Genomic DNA, 21586 nt, shown 5'->3' on the forward strand with positions numbered 1-21586 from the left:
TCCGGCACACCTGAGCCGTCGGCTGGAACTTCCGCCCAGGCTTTGGCAGGATGCCCGCCCGCACGCCGCACGGAGCCTTTCCTTCCGCTCCGGACATCCGCCTGACCTGCTGGTACAGGCCAACCTTGGGCAGTGCAGGGCTCGTGAAGGCGTCGTGCAGACTGGCCGTATGCGAATCGAACTCGCCACCGTCGCCGGCAGCGCTGAACGACCGAACGAGGACTGGGCCGCCACCGCCCTGCCCGCCTCCGGCCAGGGTGGGACGCTGATCCTGCTCGACGGAGTGACTCCGCCGCAGGGTGACGACGGTTGTGTGCACTCGGTCCCCTGGTTCACCGCACGGCTGGGCGGCTCATTGGTCGAACTGTCCGGTTCGCGACGGGATCTGACCCTCCAGGAGATCCTGGCCGAGTCCATCCGGCGCACCGCCGATACACATCGCTCCTCGTGTGACCTTTCTCACGTGAGGACGCCGCAGGCGACGGTCGTCATGGCGCGCTGGGACGAACGCGAGATCGAGCATCTGGTGCTGTCCGATTCCGTACTGTTGTTCGAGGCGCCCGACGGAAACGTGCACCCCCTCCTCGACGACCGGCTGGATCGCCTGCCACCGGGCTCGCTGGCCGACGAAGCAATCACCGACGCGCAGGTACGCAACAAGGAGGGCGGCTTCTTCACCGCCGCCGCCGACCCCTCCGTAGCGGCCCGCGCGGTCACCGGGCGCACCCCGCTCGGCCAGGTGCGGGCGCTGGCCGCGATGACCGACGGGGCGGCCCGCTGGACCGAGATGTTTCGCGCGGGCGACTGGGCGGACTGCCTCGGGGTGCTCCACAAGGAAGGCGCACAGGGGCTGATCGACCGCGTCAGGGCGCTGGAGGACGCGGACACGGAGCGCACGCATCTGCGCCGCAGCAAGACCCACGACGACGCGACGGCGGTCTACGCGGTGCTGTGACGGCGCACCGGGAGGGCGGCCGGGGCGTCAGTCCTCGGCCCGGGAGTTCAAGTGGTGCAGCAGCCGGGCCAGTTCGGCCACCTCGGCCCGGTCCCAGTCGGCGAGCTTGCGCACATAGCGGTCGCGTCGGGCGTCGCGGACGCTGCGATAGCGGGCCAGACCCTCGGCGGTGAGGTGGACGAGGGAGGCCCGGCCGTCGGCCGGATCGGGCTCGCGCGCCACCAGCCCGAGGGCCTCCAGGGCACGCAGTTGACGGCTCATGGTCGCCTTGCCGACCCCGAAGTAGGCCGCAAGATCGGTGGCCCGCTGCTGCCCGGCCGACTCCAGTCGTACGAGAAGTCCGTATGCGGCGGCCTCCAGTTCGGGGTGGACCTCGCGCGCCATTTCCCCGGAGTTGGCCCGCGCCCGGCGCAGAAAGACGGCCAACTCCCGCTCCAGGGCAAGGAATGCGTGGTCCACACCACTTTCTCCGCTCGCGCCGGGTTCACTACCGCTTTCGCTCCCGTGCACGTCAACACCCCTCATGAGCTTTCCTGCCGCTGAAAGTTTCTTTCGCCGCTGGTCATCGCCGCAGCTTGGCCAGTATTTCGCAGGCGTAGACCAACGGCAGCACCCAGGCCCCCTTCCGCAGCGCGGGTCTACGTGCGTAGCGTCATGCATGGCATGTTCACACCATGACATGCCGGCAGGGGTTCGCCCGGCGTCCCCCTGGGATCAGCACGTCCCCCCACCAAGGCCTCGGAGGCACTCACATGCCGGTGCTCAGATCCAGATCCGGAACATCCCGTCGCTCGCGCTTCGCCGCGGCCGGAACCCTGCTCGCAGCCCTCTCCCTCCTCCTCACCCTGCCCGGCGCGGCGAGCGCCGCGGGCACCCACGACACCGCCGCCGCGGCCAAGAAGCCCGCACGGGGCACGGCCACGATGGGCATGGGCGTCGTCGCCCACGACGGCCAGGGCGGACTGCCGCGCGACACCCGCGCCGCCCAGACCGAAGGTGTGGACGTCGCCAGCTACCAGGGCAACGTCGACTGGGGGACTCTCTGGAACAGCGGCGTGAAGTGGGCCTACACCAAGGCCACGGAGGGCACGTACTACACGAACCCGTACTTCGCCCAGCAGTACAACGGCTCGTACAACATCGGCATGATCCGGGGCGCGTACCACTTCGCCACCCCGGACACCACGAGCGGCGCGGTCCAGGCCAACTACTTCGTGGACCACGGGGGCGGCTGGTCGAAGGACGGCAAGACCCTGCCCGGCGTGCTCGACATCGAGTGGAACCCGTACGGCGCGCAGTGCTACGGCAAGACCCAGGCAGGCATGGTGTCCTGGATCCGTGACTTCGTGAACACCTACAAGGCGCGCACCGGACGCGACGCGGTCATCTACACCGCGACCAGTTGGTGGCAGACCTGCACCGGGAACAATGCGAGCTTCGGCGCCACCAACCCGCTATGGGTGGCCCGCTACAACACCACGGTCGGCGAACTCCCGGCCGGCTGGAGCTACTACACGATCTGGCAGTACACCTCGTCCGGCCCCTACGTCGGCGACCACAACCACTTCAACGGCGCCCTCGACCGCGTACAGGCTCTCGCCAACGGCTGAGCCGGCCTGCCGCGCCCGCCCGGTCCGACGCTTCACACAACAGAGTCCCGGCGACTCACCCAGTCGCCGGGACTCTTCCCTGTTCACTCCCACCTGACCAGGCGTTTCGCCCTCCGAGCCGCACACGAAGGCCCCTATGCGCTTGATGTATACACCATGTGTATAGTCCTTCTCTGCCGCACACCGTGCGCCTTGTTCAGCTACGGAGGAGTGACCCGCCTTGTCCATGAAGACGAAGTCGATCGGTACAGGGTTGGCCGCCGCTCTTGTGACGGCACTCACCCTGACGCTGAGCGGCTGCTCCATGCAGACCACCGCGCCCGCCTCCGCGCGCGGCGACGCGGGCTCCGACGCCAAGGGCTCCTTCGGCCCGGTGGACTGCCGCAAGGCGAAGTGCATAGCCCTGACCTTCGACGCGGGACCGGGTGAGGACACCCCGCATCTGCTGGACATCCTCAAGGAGAAGAAGGTGCACGCGACCTTCTTCCTGCTGGGCAAGAACCACGTCAAGAAGCACCCCGACACCGTGCGAAGGCTCGCCGCCGAGGGGCACGAGGTGGCCAACCACACCTGGTCCCACGAGATCCTGACGGACAAGAAGCCCGCCGAGATACGCGACGAGCTGGAGAAGACTCAGGACGCGATAGCGGAGATCACCGGCAAGAAGCCGCGTCTGATGCGCCCGCCGCAGGGCCGTACCGACGACACCGTCTCGGACATCAGCAAGGACCTGGGGCTCTCCCAGATCCTGTGGAGCGCGACCGCCAAGGACTACTCCACGACCGACTCGGCTCTGATCAAGAAGCGCATCCTGGACCAGGCCGGCCGGGACGGCATCATCCTGCTGCACGACATCTACAAGGGGACGGTGCCCGCCGTGCCGGGCATCATCGACGCGCTGAAGAAGCAGGGCTACACCTTCGTCACCGTCCCGCAGCTGATGGCGCCCGCGGAGCCGGTCCCGGGGACCGTCTACCGCCCCTGAGCCCTACGTCCCGGAAAGCGAGGGCTCCAGGCGCACGCGGAACGGCCCGCCCACCCGTTGCCGGGAAGGCGGGCCGTCCGTACCGGTCGCGCACGTGGTGCCACGCCCGTCACGCCATGGCGCCTACGCCGCGGCCGGGATCCTCTCCTCGGGCCTGGCCGCGGAGGCCGGGGCGAGGGCGATCTCCAGCACCTGGCGGACGTCCGTCACCGGGTGGACCTCCAGGGTGTCCAGGACCTCGGCCGGGACATCGTCCAGGTCGGCCTCGTTCCGCTTCGGGATCACCACGGTGGTGATCCCGGCCCGGTGCGCGGCCAGCAGCTTCTGCTTCAGGCCGCCGATCGGCAGCACCCGTCCGGTGAGCGAGACCTCACCGGTCATCGCCACATCCGTACGGACCAGCCGTCCGGAGAGCAGCGAGGCCAGCGCAGTCGACATGGTGATGCCGGCGCTCGGGCCGTCCTTCGGGACCGCGCCCGCCGGGAAGTGGATGTGCACGCCGCGGTCCTTCAGATCCGCGACCGGCAGCTCCAGCTCCGCGCCGTGCGACCGCAGGAAGCTCAGCGCGATCTGCGCGGACTCCTTCATGACGTCGCCGAGCTGACCGGTGAGGGTCAGTCCGGACGCCCCGGTCTCCGGGTCGGCCAGCGACGCCTCCACGAACAGCACGTCACCACCGGCACCGGTCACCGCGAGTCCGGTGGCCACGCCCGGCACCGCGGTGCGGCGCTCGGCCGGGTCCTGGGCGGACTCGGGGACGTGGTGCGGCCGGCCGATCAGACCGCGCAGATCCGCTTCGGTGACCGTGAACGGGAGTTCCCGGTCACCGAGTTCATGCTGGGCCGCGACCTTGCGGAGCAGCCGGGCGACGGCCCGCTCCAGGTTTCGTACGCCCGCTTCACGGGTGTACTCGCCGGCCAGCTTGCGCAGCGCGGACTCGTCGAGCGTCACCTCGTCCTTCTGCAGACCGGCCCGCTCCAGCTGGCGCGGGAGCAGGTGGTCGCGGGCGATGACGACCTTCTCGTCCTCGGTGTAACCATCGAGCCTGACCAGCTCCATACGGTCGAGCAGGGCCTCCGGGATGGCTTCGAGCACATTGGCCGTCGCCAGGAAGACGACATCGCTGAGGTCGAGTTCGACCTCCAGGTAGTGGTCGCGGAAGGTGTGGTTCTGCGCCGGGTCGAGGACTTCGAGGAGGGCGGCGGCCGGGTCGCCCCGGAAGTCGGAGCCGACCTTGTCGATCTCGTCGAGCAGGACGACCGGGTTCATCGAACCGGCCTCCTTGATGGCCCGGACGATACGTCCCGGCAGGGCGCCGACGTACGTACGCCGGTGGCCGCGGATCTCCGCCTCGTCCCGTACACCGCCGAGCGCGACGCGGACGAACTTGCGTCCCATGGCGTGCGCGACGGATTCACCGAGCGAGGTCTTGCCCACGCCCGGCGGACCCACCAGCGCCAGCACGGCACCACCGCGCCGCCCGCCGACGACGCCGAGGCCGCGCTCGGAACGCCGCTTGCGCACCGCCAGGTACTCGGTGATCCGCTCCTTCACGTCCTGCAGGCCCGCGTGCTCGGCGTCGAGGATCTCCTGGGCGCCGCGAATGTCGTACGCGTCCTCGGTCCTCTCGGTCCACGGCAGTTCGAGGACGGTGTCGAGCCAGGTCCTGATCCAGGAGCCCTCGGGGCTCTGGTCGGACGAGCGCTCCAGCTTGTCGACCTCCTTGAGGGCGGCCTCACGGACGTGCTCGGGAAGATCGGCGGCCTCGACGCGGGCCCGGTAGTCGTCGGACTCGTCTGCGCCGGAACCAGAACCGCCGTTGAGATCGGACAGCTCCTTGCGTACGGCTTCGAGCTGGCGCCGCAGCAGGAATTCGCGCTGCTGCTTGTCGACGCCCTCCTGGACGTCCTTGGCGATGGACTCGGCGACGTCCTGCTCGGCAAGGTGTTCACCGAGCCACTGGATGGCGAGCTTCAGCCGGGCGACCGCGTCCACGGTCTCCAGGAGCTGCACCTTCTGGGCAGTGGTGAGGAAGGGTGAGTAACCGGAATTGTCGGCGAGCGCGGAGATGTCCTCGATCTGCTGGACCCGGTCCACGACCTGCCAGGCGCCGCGCTTCTTCAGCCAGCTGGTGGCGAGCGCCTTGTACTCCTTGACCAGCTCGGCGGCGGCTCCGGGAATGGGGTCTCCCCGGCCGAGCTTGTTCGAGGCTGGGGAAGGATCGGGGACGACCGCGTCGACCCGTGTCCCTTCCACCCAGAGCGCGGCACCCGGTCCGCTGGTCCCGGCCCCGATCCGTACCCGGCCACGGCCGCGGATGAGCGCGCCCGGATCCCCGTCCGAAAGCCGTCCGACCTGTTCGACGGTGCCGATGACACCGGTGCCGGTGTACGTCCCGTCGATCCGCGGCACAAGAAGCACCTCGGGCTTGCCGCCGCCCTCGCGGGCTGCGGCCTGTGCGGCTTCCACGGCGGCGCGTACATCGGTGTCGGACAGGTCCAGAGGCACCACCATCCCGGGCAGCACGACCTCGTCGTCGAGCGGCAGCACGGGCAGGGCGAGCGGAGTGACCGCATCGGACTCGGTAGCCATGATCTCCCCTTCGGCAGTCAAGTTGAGTTATGCAGACTCAATGCTCCTGAGTCGCCCATTGTTCCCCGGCGCGTGTTCGCTGTGAGCGATCGGCTGAATACGCTCGCTCCGCAGGACCGGTCAGGCCCTTTCGGTCAGGACCGGTCAGGCCCTTTCTGTAGCGGAGAACTCCGGATGCGTCCGCTTTAATCCGGCGGCGTTCCCGGCTTCGATCCGGCGGCGTTCCCGGCCCGAAAATGCATTTGTCACCGCTCGTACTGTCTTCTTGTGACGGACATCGACGGCTTGCTCGCGGCCTATGACGAGCAGATGCGCGGAGCACCGCCCAACCCTCCGGCCGGAGTCACGTACGAGTGGGACGGCTCGCTGCTGCGGATCGTCGGCCAGTTCCGCGGCTTCGTGAGCTGTCCGCGCGATGCCGGTGTGAGCGGCGCGGAGCTCGACCGGTTGATCGCCCGGCAGCGCGACTACTTCGCCGCACGTGGCGAGGCCGTGGAGTGGAAGACCCGCGGACACGACCGGCCGACCGATCTCACCGACCGGCTGCGTGCGGCGGGCTTCGTCGCCGAGGAGCAGGAGTCGGTCCTGATCGGCCGGGCCGACGAGATGGCGGCCGAGCCGCTCCTGCCGGACGGTGTCGCCCTGCGTCAGGTCACCGCGGACGCCGACATGCGCCGTATCGCCGCGATGGAGTCGTCCGTCTGGGGACAGGACTGGAGCCGGCTGGGCGACGACCTGATCGCGCGCGTCTCGGCCGCACCTGAGGAGATCGCAGTCATGGTCGCCGAGGCCGACGGCGAGGTGGTCTCCGCGGCCTGGCTGGTCTTCCGTGCGGGAACCGAGTTCGCCGGTCTGTGGGGCGGTTCGACACTCTCCGCGTGGCGGGGCAGGGGGATCTACCGCGCCCTGGTCGCCGCGCGTGCCTCGCTCGCCTCAGCCCGCGGTGTCAGGTTCCTGCAGGTGGACGCCTCCGACGACAGCGCCCCGGTCCTGCGGCGGCTGGGCTTTTGCTCCGTGACCACCACCACGCCCTACGTGTGGTCGCCGCCGGGGCCCTGACGACGGCAACGGGGCCTCGGACCGGCCGGTGCCCCGAAGCCCGGCCCACCCGCCGATCTGGTGGAGTCCGCCGAGGTGTTCGCCCGCTACTACCCGGACCACCCGGAGCGGATCGAGCAGATGCGGGTGGCCGCGCGCACGGGCCGCGCCCCCTCCGCCGACCCGGCCGTCCTCGCGATGCTCATCGACGATCTGGCGCCCTGGTTGGCAGCCGAATATCTCGCGATGCACGGCGAGAAGGCCCCACGCCCCTGACCACCACTCCTGAGACCGCACCGGCCCGGCGCAGCAGCGGCCAGCAGGCCACGCCCAGCAGCAGCGCCAGCGGGTGGCCCCAGTTGGCGAGGGGGTCGCCGAGGTCGAACAGATCGCGCAGCAGCATCGCACCGACCCCGCCGAGCACCAGCACCCGGGGCCACGGCGTGAGCAGCCCGGCGAGCGCACCCACGCTCGCCATCAGCCCGAAGCTGATGCCGTAGTCGAGCCGGTGCAGCGAGGACTCCGGCAGATGGCCGGCCACCACGGACAGCCCGACCGGGATCTCCGTGGCGAGCGTCGCCACGACATGACCGAGCAGGAACACACCGGCGGTGCGCCACCCCCCGATGCGGTGTTCCAGGGCGGTCAGCACGAGAGCGAAGCCCAGGACGTACGGGGAGGTGAGCCCGCCGACGACCCACAGGGCACTGGCGGCCAGGACGAGGAGCGGGGTCTCGCCGAGATGCGCGACATCCGTGCTCGATTCGCGCAGTACGGCGGAGACGGTGTCCGGATCGGCGTACTCCATGAAGAGGGACGTGGCGACGAGCACCAGCAGATACCCGAAGGTGAACGGGGTACCGGTGGGCGTCGGCAGCAGCCGCAGCCACCGGCGGGCCTTGCGGTCCGCAGGAACGGCGGGCTCTTGCGTATGGCGCTGGCGCGGTATGGCGTCGAGCAGCGGCGCCGAGAGCTCTGCTTCGCGAACCGCCCTGTCCGTACCCTGATGCACCGCGCGAGGCCCCTTTCCGTACCGGCCCCCGAAGCAACGTTCCACCCTCCGTGATCGCCCCCCGCGCCGTCTATGGCGTGAACCACATGAGCCACGTATGAACCGACTCGGGTCCGGTGCTCGATAGAGGGAGTGTGAACCTGTTGCGCCCCCCGGGGGAGGACCAAAATAACGACGACGACGCGCTGCTGCGTGCCGTCGCGCAGGGGGATACGGCGGCCCTGGCGACGCTCTACGACCGGCACGCCGGCTGGCTGCTCGCCCGGCTGAGCAGACGGTGCGCGGATGCCGAGACCGTACGGGAAGTCCTTCAGGACACCTTTGTGACGGCGTGGCGCTCCGCCGGATCGCACCAAGGGGGGCAGATCGGCGGCTGGCTCTGGGTGATCGCCTCGCGCCGGCTGGTGGACGCGCGGCGGGTCCACGCCCGTGCCGGTCTCGCCGCACAGGCCGAGGCCGAGCGGGCCGGGAGCAAGGAGTGGGCAGTCGCCGCGCCGTCCGCCGAGGAGCGGGTGCTGGCCGGTCTGGAGTACGGGGATGTGGGCGTCGCACTCGACCGGATCTCGCCGGAGCTGCGCGAGGTCCTGCGCGCGACGGTCATCGACGGGCTGACGACCCGTGAGACGGCCCGGCTCCTGGACATACCGGAAGGAACGGTCAAGACCCGGGCGATGCGGGCCAGGCGCGAGCTGCGCGCCGCGCTGGAACTGCTGGCGCCGGAAGCCGGTCCGCTGGGAGGCACGGCATGAGGGGAGGCGACGGTATGACCCACTGGCACGTGGGCGGAGAACTGGCCGACCGCTACGCAGCCGGTTCGGTGGCGGAGACGGATGCCTGGTCCCTGGAGAAGCACGTGGAGACGTGCGTGGGGTGCGCGGCACGGGTCTCGGCGGCGGTACGGGCACGGCAGGAGGCGGCGGCGCTGCTGGACGGGGTGCGGGCGGGGGTGCTGGCCGCGGTGGCGGAAGGGGCACCGGAGGGCCGGCCCGTCCGGAGCAACCGGGTCCATTCCCTCGCGTCCGCAACCGGGGCCGTCCTGAACGGTCGCGTCCGCCTTCCCGGGTCCGTCCTGAACCGTCACGTCCGCCTTCCCGGGTCCGTCCTGAACCGTCACGTTCGCCTTCCCGGGTCCGCCACCCGCGCCGGGCGTCTGCTGTGGGCCGCCGGGCCCGCGCTGCGCGGTGCGTGGCTGCTGGCGCTGGTGCTGGTGGCCGTAGGGGCCCTCGCTCTGGCGTACGCGGCCGGGCTCGGCGCGGCCACGCGGCCGCTGCTCCTCGTCATCGCGCCGGTGCTGCCGCTCGCCGGGGTCGTCGTCTCCTACGGGCGGCACACCGACCCGATGCACGAGATCACCGCTGCCACCCCGTCCGGCGGGCTGCGGTTGCTGCTGACCAGAACCGCCGCGGTGCTCGGCGTGAGCATCCCGGCGCTCACTCTCGCCGGGGCCGCGCTGCCCACGTCCGCCGCGGGGCCGGGCCCGGCGGCCTGGCTGCTGCCGGGACTGGCGATGACGCTGGCGGCGCTCGCCCTCGGCTCGTATGTCGGCTGCCGTACCGGTGCCTCGTCCGTCGCCGTGGCCTGGGCTGCCGCCGTGCTCCTGCCTGCCTTCGCCGCCTCTCCCCCGGAGATCGGCGAGCCGGCGGCCGAAGCCGCGAAGTACTTCGCAGGGCCCGCCGCACAGGGCGGCTGGGCGGCCGGGGCGCTGGCGTGCGCCGCGCTGCTCGCCGCACGCCGTAGATCCTTCGACCATCTGGAGACGTTGTGAGCGTGAACGCATGAACAGCACCACACTCATGAGCACGGTCAAGGTCAGGAAACTGACCGTGCGGCACCGCAGAACGGCCGTGCTCGACGCCGTCGACCTCGACTTCGCACCCGGTGTGCACGGGCTCCTGGGACCGAACGGGGCGGGCAAGACCTCGCTGATCCGGGTGCTCGCGACGGTCGCCGCACCGTCCGGCGGCCGGGTGGAGCTGCTCGGCAGCGAGGTCGGCGCGAAGTCCGGCCACCGCAACCGGGCGGCGGTCCGGCGCAGGCTCGGCTATCTGCCGCAGGAGTTCGGGTACTACCCGGGCTTCACCGTCCGCGAGTTCGTCGCCTATGTGGCCTGGCTCAAGGAGATGGACGCTGCGGCGATGCCCGCGGCCGTGGAGCTTGCGGTGGCCCGGGTGGGTCTGGCGGACCGGATCGACGCCCCGGTGAAGACCCTGTCGGGCGGGATGGTGCGGCGCGTCGGCATCGCCCAGGCGATCGTCAACGATCCGGACCTGCTGCTGCTCGACGAGCCGACCGCGGGTCTCGACCCGGAGCAGCGGGTCGAATTCCGGGCGCTGATACGGGAGCTGGGCAGCACGTCCACCGTGATCGTCTCGACCCATCTGGTCGAGGATGTCGCCGCGGCCTGCACCGATGTGACGCTGATCGAGGCGGGCCGGATCGCCTACCGGGGTACGGCACAGGAACTGACGGCTCTCGGCGGCGCGGACACCGGAGCGGACGGGCCGGACGGCAACCCGATCGAGCGCGGCTACACCGCTGCGCTGCGGGCGCACCGGGCGGCGGTGGCGCACCGATGACAGAGTCCGAAGCACCGGGCAGAGGTGGCGCACCGGCAACGTACCCCGAAGCACCGTTCAGCAGTGGTGCCCCCGCGCCGGTCCCCACCCCCTCGTACGGCGAAACACCGGCACGCCGCGCGACGCCCAATCCACTGCGAGCCGAACTCCGGCACGGCATCGCCCCCTGGACCGGGCTCGCCGTGGCCCTCACGGTCCTCATTCCGCTGTGGAGCAAGGCGCCCCAGTGGCAGGGCAGCTGGGGCGCGACCCAGACCCAACTGCACGCGGCGTCGGCCTTGCTCGCCGGTCCGCTCGTCGCCGCGGCCGCCTGCTGGCAGGGCGGTCGGGAGCATCGCCGCCGTACCGCCGAACTACTGCTCTCGACGCCACGCAGCCGACTCGCGCAGGTGATGGCTGCCACGACGCCGATCGCGCTGTGGGCGGCGGCCGGATATCTGGTCGCGCTGGCTGTGGCGTTCGCGGCGACCGCCCCATATACCGGGGCGGGCAGCCCGCCCATCTCCCTCGCGGCCACGGATCTCGGCTTCCTGCTGTCCATCTGCTTCGTGGGGTTCGTCGTCGGCCGGCTGGCGCGGTGGCGGCTGACCGCTCCGGTACTGGCGGCGTGCGCGTTCGTCGTCCTGGGGTTCCCGGACTACGTGGATTCGGCAGCCCGGTTCCTGAGCCCGGCCCAGGTCGTCGCGCTCGACGTGTCCGTCCCGGTGCGGTGGTTCGCCCCGTTCCTGCTGGCATGGACGGGCGGCATCGCCGCAACCGTGCTGCTCGGGTACGCGGCCCGGCGGCGGTACCTGGCCGTCGTGCCACTCGCCCTGGCGGTCGCGGCCGGAACCATGATCATGCGCACGGGCGCGGACCTGTTCCAGGACAACCCGGCCATGGCACGCAGGGTCTGTTCGGAGGTCGCCCCGGGCACGCCACAGATCTGCGTGAACGCGCACGACGCCCCGGTGCTGCCCCAGATGTCCAAGGCATTGGCGGGAATGTTCTCCCGTCTTGAGGGAGTTCCGGGCGCGCCGGTCACCTACGTGGACCCCTGGTACAGCCCGAAGAACGGCGAAGCCACTCTCGCCTACGTGACGCGCGGCTGGGGCATCACACGGAACCGGCTGACCGATCCCCACCAGTACCGCTCGGAAACCGCCTCGGCTCTGGTGAACCGCGACTGCTCGACCGACACGCGCGGCAAGGATCGGAAGGAGACCGAGCGGGTGGAGCGCACGGACGACGCGGTCATCAGCTGGCTGAGCGGCAAGGACTCGACCCGGTTTCCGAATTCGCCCCAACTCGTCCGGCTCGAGGCCATGCCGGACGCCGACCGCAAGGCATGGCTCGGCCGCTTCCTGGCCACCCGGAAGAGCTGCACACCCTCGGAGGTCCCGGTCCTGTGAGCCGTCGGCCGACCCACACCGCACTCCCCCTCCTTTACATCCGCTCCCGCGCCTTCCCCCTCACCTCCGTCGCCCTGACCTGCATCGTCCTCGTCGCCGCCTGGGCGGCCCACTGGCTGCAGGACCAGCCCTACTTCGACCACACCGCCCGTGTCCCGGTCATTGCTCTGGCCCCGATGCTCGCCTCCGCCGCGATCGGCACCAGCCTGCACTCGCACAGCGACGAGCTGGACCGGACGGCCGTACGCCGCTGGTGGCCGCGCCGGCTGCTGCATCTACTGACCCTGACCGTACTGGCGGCAGGGGCACTCGCAGCCGCTGTCCCGGGTCACCCGGAAGCGTTCGGCGCACCGGGCATGGTGCGCAATGTGCTCGGCGCGACCGGGGTGGCCGCGGCCTCCGCCGCCCTGATCGGTGCCCGGCTGAGCTGGCTGCCGATGACGGTCTACGGCGGCGCCGTCTATCTGGCGGCGCCCCACAACCCGGGCGGCGCGGCGGCAGTGTGGGCCTGGCCGATGCAGCCGGGTCCGCAGGGTGCGGCGTGGGCGGTGGCCCTGACGGCGTACGTGATCGGGGCCGCCCTCCTCGCGGTGCGCGGTGCGCGCCCGGAGAGCGCGTAACTCCCGGCGGTGCGCGCCCGGAGAGCGTGTGACTCCCGACGGCGCACGCCCGGAAAGCGTGTGACTCCCGACGGCGCACGCCCGGAGAGCGTGTGACTCCCGACGGCGCACGCCCGGAGAGCGTGTGACTCCCGACGGCGCACGCCCGGAAAGCGCGTAACTCCCGACGGCGCACGCCCGGAAAGCGCGTAACCCTGAAGTTCCGCGCCCCGGAGCGCGTAACTCTCGTCCGTCGCACGCCCCGGGCCGCGCAACGGTGCACGCTCCCCCGGACGGATCGAATGGATCGGGCGGATCAGGCAATCCGCTGGCCCCCGACCGCGTCGAGCGGCCAGGATGGCGGTGAACCTGCCCGCCATCCACCGGAGATCCGCACCATGCCCGACTTCCACGGCCCCGACACCCTCGCCCCCGTCACGCTCGACCGCCGCGAAGGCCCTTACGGCGAGGTCGTTCTGCGGGAGCGGGGGGACAACTTCGAGATCATCGCCAACGGGTGCTTTCTGATGGACACCTCCGACGGGCGTTCCGAGCGGCTGCTGATCGACGCGGCGCTGGCCGCACTGCCCGCCGACCGGGAAGCACCGGCGGTGCTCATCGGGGGCCTCGGGGTGGGGTTCTCACTCGTCCGGGCCGCCGCCGAGCCGCGATGGGGGCGGATCGCCGTCGTCGAGCGTGAGCAGGCGATCGTGGACTGGCATCTGGAGGGGCCGCTGGCCGGGATCTCCGGTGCGGCGCTCGCCGATCCGCGGACCGCGATCCTGACGACGGATCTCATTTCGTACCTGCGTACGACTACGGACCGTTACGACGCCCTGTGCCTGGACATCGACAACGGACCGGACTGGACAGTCACAGAGGGCAACACGAGCCTGTACTCCCCCGCCGGTCTGGCGGACTGCCGGGAGCGACTGACGCCGGGCGGCGTTCTCGCAGTGTGGTCCGCACAACCGTCCGCCGAGTTCGAACAGGCCTTGCGGAATGCCGGATTCAGTGGGATTAGGACGGAAGAGGTCAATGTTGCCCGAGGTGTGCCCGACGTGGTGCATCTCGCACTTCGGACAGCCTGAGAGCCCCCCGCCGGGTATCGCTCGGCCCCCGGACGCCCGGGGCCAAGCGCCACAAGACCGACACTCCGCCACCTCCTTGCACCCAAGCCGTTACACCCTGCGTAGCCGAGAGTGGTCCGCTGCCTTTACGCTGACCACCGGTAACGGGGATCACCCACGAAATCCACAAGCGAAGACCGTGCGTCCGGGGGGAATGGCCCCCGTGAGAACGGGCAGGGGCGGGGCGATGGAACAGACACACACCACCCACAACGGTGTCGCGGCCACCCCGGGCGCGCAGCGCCGGGTGCTGGTGGTCGAGGACGACGCCACAATCGTCGATGCCATTTCCGCCCGGCTGCGGGCCGAGGGCTTTCTGGTGCAGACCGCACTCGACGGACCCGCGGCCGTGGACGCGGCCGAGGCATGGCAGCCCGATCTGATGGTGCTCGACATCATGCTCCCCGGCTTCGACGGCCTGGAGGTCTGCCGCCGTGTGCAGGCCCAGCGGCCGGTGCCGGTGCTGATGCTGACCGCCAGGGACGACGAGACCGACATGCTGGTCGGCCTCGGGGTCGGCGCCGACGACTACATGACCAAGCCGTTCTCGATGCGCGAGCTGGCGGCCCGGGTGCACGTCCTGCTGCGCCGGGTCGAGCGGGCGGCACTCGCCGCGGTGACGCCGCGCAGCGGCATACTGCGCCTCGGCGAGCTGGAGATCGATCACGCGCAGCGCCGGGTCCGGGTGCGCGCCGATGACGTCCACCTCACGCCGACCGAGTTCGATCTGCTGGTCTGCCTGGCCAACACCCCGCGTGCGGTGCTCTCCCGGGAGCAGCTGCTGGCCGAGGTCTGGGACTGGGCGGACGCCTCCGGCACCCGGACCGTCGACAGCCACATCAAGGCGCTGCGCCGGAAGATCGGTGCGGAGCGGATCCGTACCGTGCACGGTGTCGGCTACGCCCTGGAGACCCCGGCACCATGACCCGGCCCGGTTCCGGACTGCGCCCTTTCTCGGTCAAGGCCAAGCTGGGCACGCTCGTGGTGGTCTCGGTGTTCATCACCACCGGGCTGCTGATGGTGGCCGTGCGCACCAGGACCGAACTGCGCTTCATCACGGTGTTCTCGGTGATCGCGACCCTGCTGATCACCCAGTTCGTGGCGCACGGTCTGACTGCGCCGCTCGATGAGATGACGACCGTGGCCCGGTCGATATCGCACGGTGACTACACCAGACGGGTGAGCGGCGCCGACCGGCGTGACGAGCTCGGCGATCTGGCCCAGACGATCAACCGCATGGCGGACGATCTGGAGGCCGTGGACCGGCACCGGAAGGAGCTGGTGGCCAATGTGTCGCATGAGCTACGGACACCCATCGCGGCGCTGAGAGCCGTGCTGGAGAACGTCGTGGACGGCGTGTCCTCGGCCGATCCGGAGACGATGCGCACGGCCCTGAAGCAGACCGAGCGGCTCGGCAGGCTGGTGGAGACGCTGCTGGACCTGTCCCGCCTGGACAGCGGGGTGGTCACGCTGAAGGCCCGCCGTTTCGAGGTGTGGCCGTATCTGTCGGGTGTGCTGAAGGAGGCGAACCTCGCCGCCTCGCACCGCCGGCTGCCCTCCGGCTCCGGGAACCACACCCGCAAGGACGTACATCTGCATCTGGATGTGTCGCCGCCCGAGCTGACCGCGCACGCGGATGCGGAACGCCTGCACCAGGTCGTGGCCAATCTGATCGACAACGCTGTCAAGCACAGCCCGCCGCACGGCCGGGTCACCGTGCTGGCCCGGCGCGGGGCCGGACCGGAATCTCTGGCGCTGGAGGTCCTGGACGAGGGTCCGGGCATTCCGGAGTCCGAGCGGCACCGCGTCTTCGAGCGTTTCAACCGCGGCGAGGTGCCGTCCCCGCACGGTCCGGGCAGCGACGGCGGTACGGGCCTGGGCCTGGCGATCGCCCGCTGGGCGGTGGATCTGCACGGCGGACGAATCGGCGTGGCCGAATCCGCTCGCGGTTGCCGCATCCAGGTCACTCTTCCGGGGATCCGGCAACCGCGAGGTTGACATAGGGTTCGAACCGGAAGGGCACGTTCTACGTGTTCTGTTCAAGGGGTACGGTCCAGAGGGCCGTAGCCGCGGTCCCGCGTACCCGAAGCGAAGCGGAACCACGCTTGTTTCCCGCCATTTCCTGCGCCGAAACCAGTCTTCCGATGTGACTTGCACGACGAAGACCGGCCCGGCCTGCATGGAACGGCTGGGGAGGCGTAGCCTTGATTTCCGCTGTCCATCACCTTGTGAAGCGGAAGAGGGCGGTTGCCGCCGTGTCGTCTCAGTCCCCCAGTAACTCGAGCATCTCGACCGACCAAGCCAGCCCGGGTACGAACCCGGCTGCAGCTTTCGGCCCCAATGAGTGGCTCGTCGACGAGATCTACCAGCAGTACCTCCAGGATCCCAGTTCGGTCGATCGCGCCTGGTGGGACTTCTTCGCCGACTACAAGCCGGGTACGTCCGGCACGGCGGACAAGCCCGTTCCCGGCGCCGCAGCCGCGGGGGCTGCGGTGACCCCGGCCCCGGCCGCCACCGCACCGGCCACCACACCCCAGGCCCCTCCGGCGCAGGTCCCGGCTCCGGCCGCGAAGGCCCCGGCGCCCGCGGCTCCGGCGCCCGCACAGGCCGCCCCCGCCGTCGCTGCTCCGGCAGCTCCGGCGAAGGCCGCGCCGGCTCCGGCCGCGAAGGCCGCCGCTCCTGCCCCGGCCAAGCCCGCCGCGGCTGAGGCCACCGAGGCCGCGGCGGGCCCCGAGTACGTGACGCTGCGCGGTCCGTCGGCCGCCGTCGCGAAGAACATGAACGCCTCGCTGGAGCTGCCGACGGCCACGTCCGTCCGCGCCGTTCCGGTGAAGCTGCTCTTCGACAACCGCATCGTCATCAACAACCACCTCAAGCGCGCCCGGGGCGGGAAGATCTCCTTCACGCACCTCATCGGGTACGCGATGGTGCAGGCCCTCAAGGCCATGCCGGCGATGAACCACTCCTTCGCGCTGAAGGACGGCAAGCCGACCCTGGTCAAGCCGGACCACGTCAACCTCGGTCTGGCCATCGACCTGGTGAAGCCGAACGGCGACCGCCAGCTGGTCGTCGCGGCCATCAAGAAGGCCGAGACGCTCAACTTCTTCGAGTTCTGGCAGGCCTACGAGGACATCGTCCGCCGCGCCCGCAACGGCAAGCTCGGCATGGACGACTTCACCGGAGTCACCGCCTCGCTGACCAATCCCGGCGGCATCGGCACCGTGCACTCGGTGCCCCGTCTGATGCCCGGACAGGGCCTCATCATGGGCGTCGGCGCGATGGACTACCCGGCAGAGTTCCAGGGCACCTCTCAGGACACCCTGAACAAGCTGGGCATCTCCAAGGTCATGACGCTGACCTCGACGTACGACCACCGGGTCATCCAGGGCGCCGCCTCCGGCGAGTTCCTGCGGATCGTCGCCCAGCTCCTCCTCGGCGAGAACGAGTTCTACGACGAGATCTTCAAGGCGCTGCGCATCCCGTACGAGCCGGTCCGCTGGCTCACGGACATCGACGCCTCGCACGACAACGACGTCACCAAGGCCGCGCGGGTCTTCGAGCTGATCCACTCCTACCGGGTCCGCGGCCATGTCATGGCCGACACCGACCCGCTGGAGTACCGCCAGCGCAAGCACCCCGACCTGGACATCACCGAGCACGGCCTCACCCTGTGGGACCTGGAGCGGGACTTCGCGGTCGGCGGTTTCGCCGGCAAGTCGATGATGAAGCTCCGCGACATCCTCGGTGTGCTGCGTGAGTCGTACTGCCGCACCACCGGCATCGAGTTCATGCACATCCAGGACCCGAAGCAGCGCAAGTGGATCCAGGACCGGGTGGAGCGCACGCGCACCCAGCAGCCCGAGCGCGAGGAGCAGCTGCGCATCCTGCGCCGGCTGAACGCCGCCGAGGCGTTCGAGACGTTCCTGCAGACCAAGTACGTCGGCCAGAAGCGGTTCTCGCTGGAGGGCGGCGAGTCCGTCATCCCGCTGCTCGACGCGGTCATCGACTCGGCCGCCGAGGCCCGCCTCGACGAGGTCGTCATCGGCATGGCCCACCGCGGCCGGCTGAACGTGCTGGCGAACATCGTCGGCAAGTCCTACGCGCAGATCTTCCGCGAGTTCGAGGGCAACCTCGACCCCCGGTCGATGCACGGTTCCGGCGACGTGAAGTACCACCTGGGCGCCGAGGGCACCTTCACCGGTCTGGACGGCGAGCAGATCAAGGTCTCGCTGGCCGCCAACCCCTCGCACCTGGAGGCGGTCGACCCGGTCCTGGAGGGCATCGCCCGCGCCAAGCAGGACATCATCAACAAGGGCGGCACGGACTTCACGGTCCTGCCCGTCGCGCTCCACGGCGACGCGGCCTTCGCAGGCCAGGGCGTCGTCGCCGAGACGCTCAACATGTCGCAGCTGCGCGGCTACCGCACCGGCGGCACCGTGCACGTGGTGATCAACAACCAGGTCGGCTTCACCGCCGCCCCGGAGTCCTCGCGCTCCTCGATGTACGCCACGGACGTGGCGCGCATGATCGAGGCGCCGATCATCCACGTCAACGGTGACGACCCCGAGGCCGTCGTCCGTGTCGCGCGCCTGGCCTTCGAGTTCCGGCAGGCGTTCAACAAGGACGTCGTGATCGACCTCATCTGCTACCGCCGCCGCGGTCACAACGAGGGCGACAACCCGGAGTTCACCAACCCGCAGATGTACACCCTGATCGACAAGAAGCGCTCGGTGCGCAAGCTCTACACCGAGTCCCTCATCGGTCGCGGCGACATCACGCTGGAAGAGGCCGAGCAGGCGCTGCAGGACTTCCAGGGCCAGCTGGAGAAGGTCTTCGCGGAGGTCCGCGAGGCCACCTCGCTGCCGGCTCCGGCACACACCCCCGAGGTCCAGCCCGAGTTCCCGGTCGCCGTGACCACCGCGGTCTCCCAGGAGGTCGTGAAGGTCATCGCGGAGTCCCAGGTCAACATCCCCGACCGGATCACCGTCCACCCCCGTCTGATGCCGCAGATGCAGCGTCGCGCGGCCTCGGTGGAGAACGGCACGATCGACTGGGGCATGGGCGAGACCCTGGCCATCGGTTCGCTGCTGATGGAGGGCACCCCGGTCCGGCTCGCCGGCCAGGACACCCGCCGCGGCACCTTCGGCCAGCGTCACGCGGTCCTCGTCGACCAGGTGACCGGCGAGGACTACACCCCGCTGCTCTACCTCTCCGACGACCAGGCCCGTTACAACGTCTACGACTCGCTCCTCAGCGAGTACGCGGCGATGGGCTTCGAGTACGGCTACTCGCTGGCCCGTCCGGAGTCGCTGGTCATCTGGGAGGCCCAGTTCGGTGACTTCGTCAACGGCGCGCAGACCGTCGTCGACGAGTTCATCTCCTCGGCCGAGCAGAAGTGGGGCCAGACCTCCGGCGTCACGCTGCTGCTGCCGCACGGCTACGAGGGCCAGGGCCCGGACCACTCGTCCGCCCGCCCGGAGCGCTTCCTGCAGCTGTGCGCGCAGAACAACATGACGGTCGCCATGCCGACGCTCCCGTCGAACTACTTCCACCTCCTGCGGTGGCAGGTGCACAACCCGCACCACAAGCCGCTGGTCGTCTTCACCCCGAAGTCGATGCTCCGCCTCAAGGCGGCGGCGTCGAAGGCGGAGGAGTTCACCACCGGCGGCTTCCGCCCGGTGATCGGCGACGACTCGGTCGACCCGAACGCGGTGCGCAAGGTCGTCTTCTGCGCCGGCAAGGTCTACTACGACCTGGAGGCCGAGCGCGAGAAGCGCGGCGTCACGGACACCGCGATCATCCGTCTGGAGCGCCTGTACCCGCTGCCGGGTGCCGAGCTCCAGGCCGAGATCGCCAAGTACCCGAACGCCGCGAAGTACCTGTGGGCCCAGGAGGAGCCGGCCAACCAGGGCGCCTGGCCGTTCATCGCCCTGAACCTGATCGACCACCTGGACCTGGCCGTCGGCGCCGACGTCCCGCACGGTGAGCGCCTGCGCCGCATCTCGCGGCCGCACGGCTCGTCCCCGGCGGTCGGCTCGGCCAAGCGCCACCAGGCCGAGCAGGCACAGCTGGTCGCCGAGGTCTTCGAGGCCTGACGCTTCGAGACCTGACCGGTCGCTGTACGTACGACGAGGGGCCCGGTTCCGCGAGTTGATCGCGGGGCCGGGCCCTTCGGTGTGCCACGGGGCGGGCCCGCCCCGTTCGGTCCTGGGACTCGTTCTCCGGCCACGCCGACCACTTGGTTCGCCGCGGTCGGTCCGTCAACCGCGCCGAGGCGACCGGCGAGACAGCCCCCCAAGAGCCGCTGAGCGGGCCACACCGTATCCACAAATGGGACACAAAGCAGGGCATCCCATCACAGCCCTCACACCGATCGCACAGAACCATGGCTGACTTCGATCCCCCGTGGCAAGATAGAGATCATTCCACGGGGGACGCGAGCAACGTATTTACGGCTTAATGCGCTCACCCCTGCCTTGACCAGCAGGAGGAGAACAACGGTGAAGATCCACAGCGCGACAGCCGCAGCGGAAACCACCACTGCACCAGGTGTCAGGGCGCCGACAGCTCGGACGAGCGGAACCCGCGTCCACAGCGGCTGCGCCGCGGACATCATGGACCGGGCTTGTTGACCTCTGTTCGGCAGAGCGATCCACACTCTGTGGTGTCGTCTGCCGCAGCGCCGTCAGGAAGTACACCCACCGGACCGGGGCGGGAAAGCCGGCGGCTGCCGCACCGTCCGGGCGGCCCCAGGCACGGTCTTCGAGGCTGTTCCCACTGCCGGGTGCCCTGGCACCTGGTCGGCTCACGTCCCGTCTCAGGCCGGACGGACCGTCATGCGGTCTGGTGAGAGGTCGGGTGTGCGCTTCAGTATTCTCGGTCCGTTGCTCGTCCAGGGCGATACCCGGGTGGTCTCGCCGGTCCGGCGCGCCATCCTCACCGCCCTCCTGCTCCGGGCCGGGCGGCCGATAACCATTTCCGAGTTCGCCGAGCTGCTGTGGGATGAGCCCCCAGCCTCTGCCACGGCGAACATCCGCAGCCATCTCACGGGCTTGCGACGCGACCTCGATGGGACCCAGCTGGGACTCAGCGGCAGGTTACACACCTATCGGGGCGGCCATTGCGGGTACCGGCTCCACATCGAGCCGGACGAACTCGACCTGACCGGATTCACACAGGCCGCACGTATCGGCCGGGCCCATCTCCTGTGCGGCGACCTCGACGCGGCCATCGCATCACTGGAGGAAGCCATCACGCTGTGGCGCGGGCCGTTCGGTCAGGACCTGCCGCCGACACGATGGTTCAGCGCCCATGTCGCCGGGCTCAACAACGCCCGCTTCGACGTGTACCAGGACCTGTTCACCGCCTGCATCCTTGCTGACCACACGGCGGTGCTCGGCTATCAGATCGAAAGCGCGATCGCGGAGGTGCCCTATCGTCAGCGCTTTTGGGAACTGCTTGCCGCAGTGCACTGCATCAAGGGCGACGCCTCGAGCGCACTGGATGCGATCAAGCGCTGTCAGGCTCTGTTCGCCGATGACCTGGGCCTCGACCTGCCTCCGAGCATCGAGGCTATGAGGGCCGCGGCTCTGACCTGGGACAGCAGCCAGGCCTGGCGGCTCGTAGCGGCATCCGTACAGTTCCCCGGAGCGAAGAACGGCTCGCGTCAGTCCTGAACACGTCAGCCTCCCCATCCAT

18 protein-coding genes are annotated in these 21586 nt (G+C 70.1%); 15 read left to right on the forward strand and 3 right to left on the reverse strand.

What is annotated here, in order from left to right; all coding sequences use genetic code 11:
* Positions 1-169 precede the first annotated feature (169 nt).
* Positions 170-955: a protein phosphatase 2C domain-containing protein gene (locus tag ACIPEK_RS04890; RefSeq protein WP_401990644.1), complete on the forward strand. Its 786-nt coding sequence runs from the start codon at positions 170-172 to the stop codon at positions 953-955.
* 27 nt (positions 956-982) lie between these two features.
* Here the strand turns inward: ACIPEK_RS04890 and ACIPEK_RS04895 are convergent, their stop codons facing one another.
* Positions 983-1480: a MarR family winged helix-turn-helix transcriptional regulator gene (locus ACIPEK_RS04895; RefSeq protein WP_401990647.1), complete on the reverse strand. Its 498-nt coding sequence runs from the start codon at positions 1478-1480 to the stop codon at positions 983-985.
* 227 nt (positions 1481-1707) lie between these two features.
* Here ACIPEK_RS04895 and ACIPEK_RS04900 point away from each other — a divergent pair, with 227 nt between their 5' ends.
* Together ACIPEK_RS04900 and ACIPEK_RS04905 are read left to right on the forward strand one after the other, a co-directional pair.
* Positions 1708-2565 carry a lysozyme gene (locus ACIPEK_RS04900; protein WP_401990650.1) on the forward strand — a complete coding sequence of 286 codons (858 nt, stop codon included), beginning with the start codon at positions 1708-1710 and terminating at the stop codon, positions 2563-2565.
* 226 nt (positions 2566-2791) lie between these two features.
* Positions 2792-3550: a polysaccharide deacetylase family protein gene (locus tag ACIPEK_RS04905; RefSeq protein ID WP_401990823.1), complete on the forward strand. Its 759-nt coding sequence runs from the start codon at positions 2792-2794 to the stop codon at positions 3548-3550.
* 123 nt (positions 3551-3673) lie between these two features.
* Here the strand turns inward: ACIPEK_RS04905 and lon are convergent, their stop codons facing one another.
* Positions 3674-6142: an endopeptidase La gene (lon, locus tag ACIPEK_RS04910; protein WP_401990653.1), complete on the reverse strand. Its 2469-nt coding sequence runs from the start codon at positions 6140-6142 to the stop codon at positions 3674-3676.
* Positions 6143-6409: 267 nt separating this feature from the next.
* On the opposite strand from lon, the gene ACIPEK_RS04915 reads away from it, so the two are divergent.
* On the forward strand, positions 6410-7201 hold the full coding sequence (locus ACIPEK_RS04915; protein WP_401990656.1) for a GNAT family N-acetyltransferase: 792 nt from the start codon (positions 6410-6412) through the stop codon (positions 7199-7201).
* A gap of 60 nt (positions 7202-7261) precedes the next feature.
* Positions 7262-7456 carry a hypothetical protein gene (locus ACIPEK_RS04920; protein ID WP_401990659.1) on the forward strand — a complete coding sequence of 65 codons (195 nt, stop codon included), beginning with the start codon at positions 7262-7264 and terminating at the stop codon, positions 7454-7456.
* On the opposite strand, the gene ACIPEK_RS04925 is transcribed toward ACIPEK_RS04920, so the two are convergent.
* The gene (locus ACIPEK_RS04925; protein WP_401990662.1) at positions 7383-8192 is read right to left on the reverse strand and encodes a rhomboid-like protein; all 810 of its coding nucleotides are present in this window, start codon (positions 8190-8192) and stop codon (positions 7383-7385) included. The two genes, ACIPEK_RS04920 and ACIPEK_RS04925, sit on opposite strands and share 74 nt — an antisense overlap.
* A gap of 134 nt (positions 8193-8326) precedes the next feature.
* Between ACIPEK_RS04925 and ACIPEK_RS04930 the strand changes: the two genes are divergently transcribed.
* From ACIPEK_RS04930 to ACIPEK_RS04975, 10 genes are all read left to right on the forward strand, one after another.
* Positions 8327-8941 (forward strand): RNA polymerase sigma factor, encoded by a 615-nt coding sequence (locus tag ACIPEK_RS04930; protein ID WP_401990664.1) that lies wholly within the window; start codon positions 8327-8329, stop codon positions 8939-8941.
* Positions 8942-8955: 14 nt separating this feature from the next.
* Entirely contained in the window at positions 8956-9957 is a 1002-nt protein-coding gene (locus tag ACIPEK_RS04935; RefSeq protein WP_401990667.1) for a zf-HC2 domain-containing protein, read from the forward strand.
* Between the two features lie 10 nt (positions 9958-9967).
* Positions 9968-10768 carry an ABC transporter ATP-binding protein gene (locus ACIPEK_RS04940; protein WP_401990670.1) on the forward strand — a complete coding sequence of 267 codons (801 nt, stop codon included), beginning with the start codon at positions 9968-9970 and terminating at the stop codon, positions 10766-10768.
* Positions 10765-12159: a hypothetical protein gene (locus tag ACIPEK_RS04945; RefSeq protein WP_401990673.1), complete on the forward strand. Its 1395-nt coding sequence runs from the start codon at positions 10765-10767 to the stop codon at positions 12157-12159. Before ACIPEK_RS04940 ends, ACIPEK_RS04945 begins: the two co-directional genes overlap by 4 nt.
* Positions 12156-12779, forward strand: coding sequence for a hypothetical protein (locus ACIPEK_RS04950; protein WP_401990676.1), 624 nt, complete (start codon positions 12156-12158; stop codon positions 12777-12779). Before ACIPEK_RS04945 ends, ACIPEK_RS04950 begins: the two co-directional genes overlap by 4 nt.
* A 377-nt stretch (positions 12780-13156) precedes the next feature.
* On the forward strand, positions 13157-13849 hold the full coding sequence (locus ACIPEK_RS04955; RefSeq protein WP_401990679.1) for a spermidine synthase: 693 nt from the start codon (positions 13157-13159) through the stop codon (positions 13847-13849).
* Between the two features lie 226 nt (positions 13850-14075).
* Positions 14076-14813 carry a response regulator transcription factor gene (locus tag ACIPEK_RS04960; protein WP_014154105.1) on the forward strand — a complete coding sequence of 246 codons (738 nt, stop codon included), beginning with the start codon at positions 14076-14078 and terminating at the stop codon, positions 14811-14813.
* A complete protein-coding gene (locus tag ACIPEK_RS04965; protein ID WP_401990681.1) occupies positions 14810-15886 on the forward strand; it encodes an ATP-binding protein in 1077 nt (358 codons plus the stop codon). The genes ACIPEK_RS04960 and ACIPEK_RS04965 overlap by 4 nt, the downstream gene beginning before the upstream one ends.
* A 257-nt stretch (positions 15887-16143) precedes the next feature.
* A complete protein-coding gene (locus ACIPEK_RS04970) occupies positions 16144-19983 on the forward strand; it encodes a multifunctional oxoglutarate decarboxylase/oxoglutarate dehydrogenase thiamine pyrophosphate-binding subunit/dihydrolipoyllysine-residue succinyltransferase subunit (protein ID WP_401990684.1) in 3840 nt (1279 codons plus the stop codon).
* 789 nt (positions 19984-20772) lie between these two features.
* Positions 20773-21564 (forward strand): BTAD domain-containing putative transcriptional regulator, encoded by a 792-nt coding sequence (locus tag ACIPEK_RS04975; RefSeq protein ID WP_401990687.1) that lies wholly within the window; start codon positions 20773-20775, stop codon positions 21562-21564.
* The last annotated feature ends 22 nt before the right edge of the window (positions 21565-21586 follow it).

Origin of the sequence: Streptomyces sp. NPDC088246 (assembly GCF_044741025.1) — a bacterium.
In the GTDB taxonomy this organism is placed as follows: Bacteria; Actinomycetota; Actinomycetes; order Streptomycetales; family Streptomycetaceae; genus Streptomyces.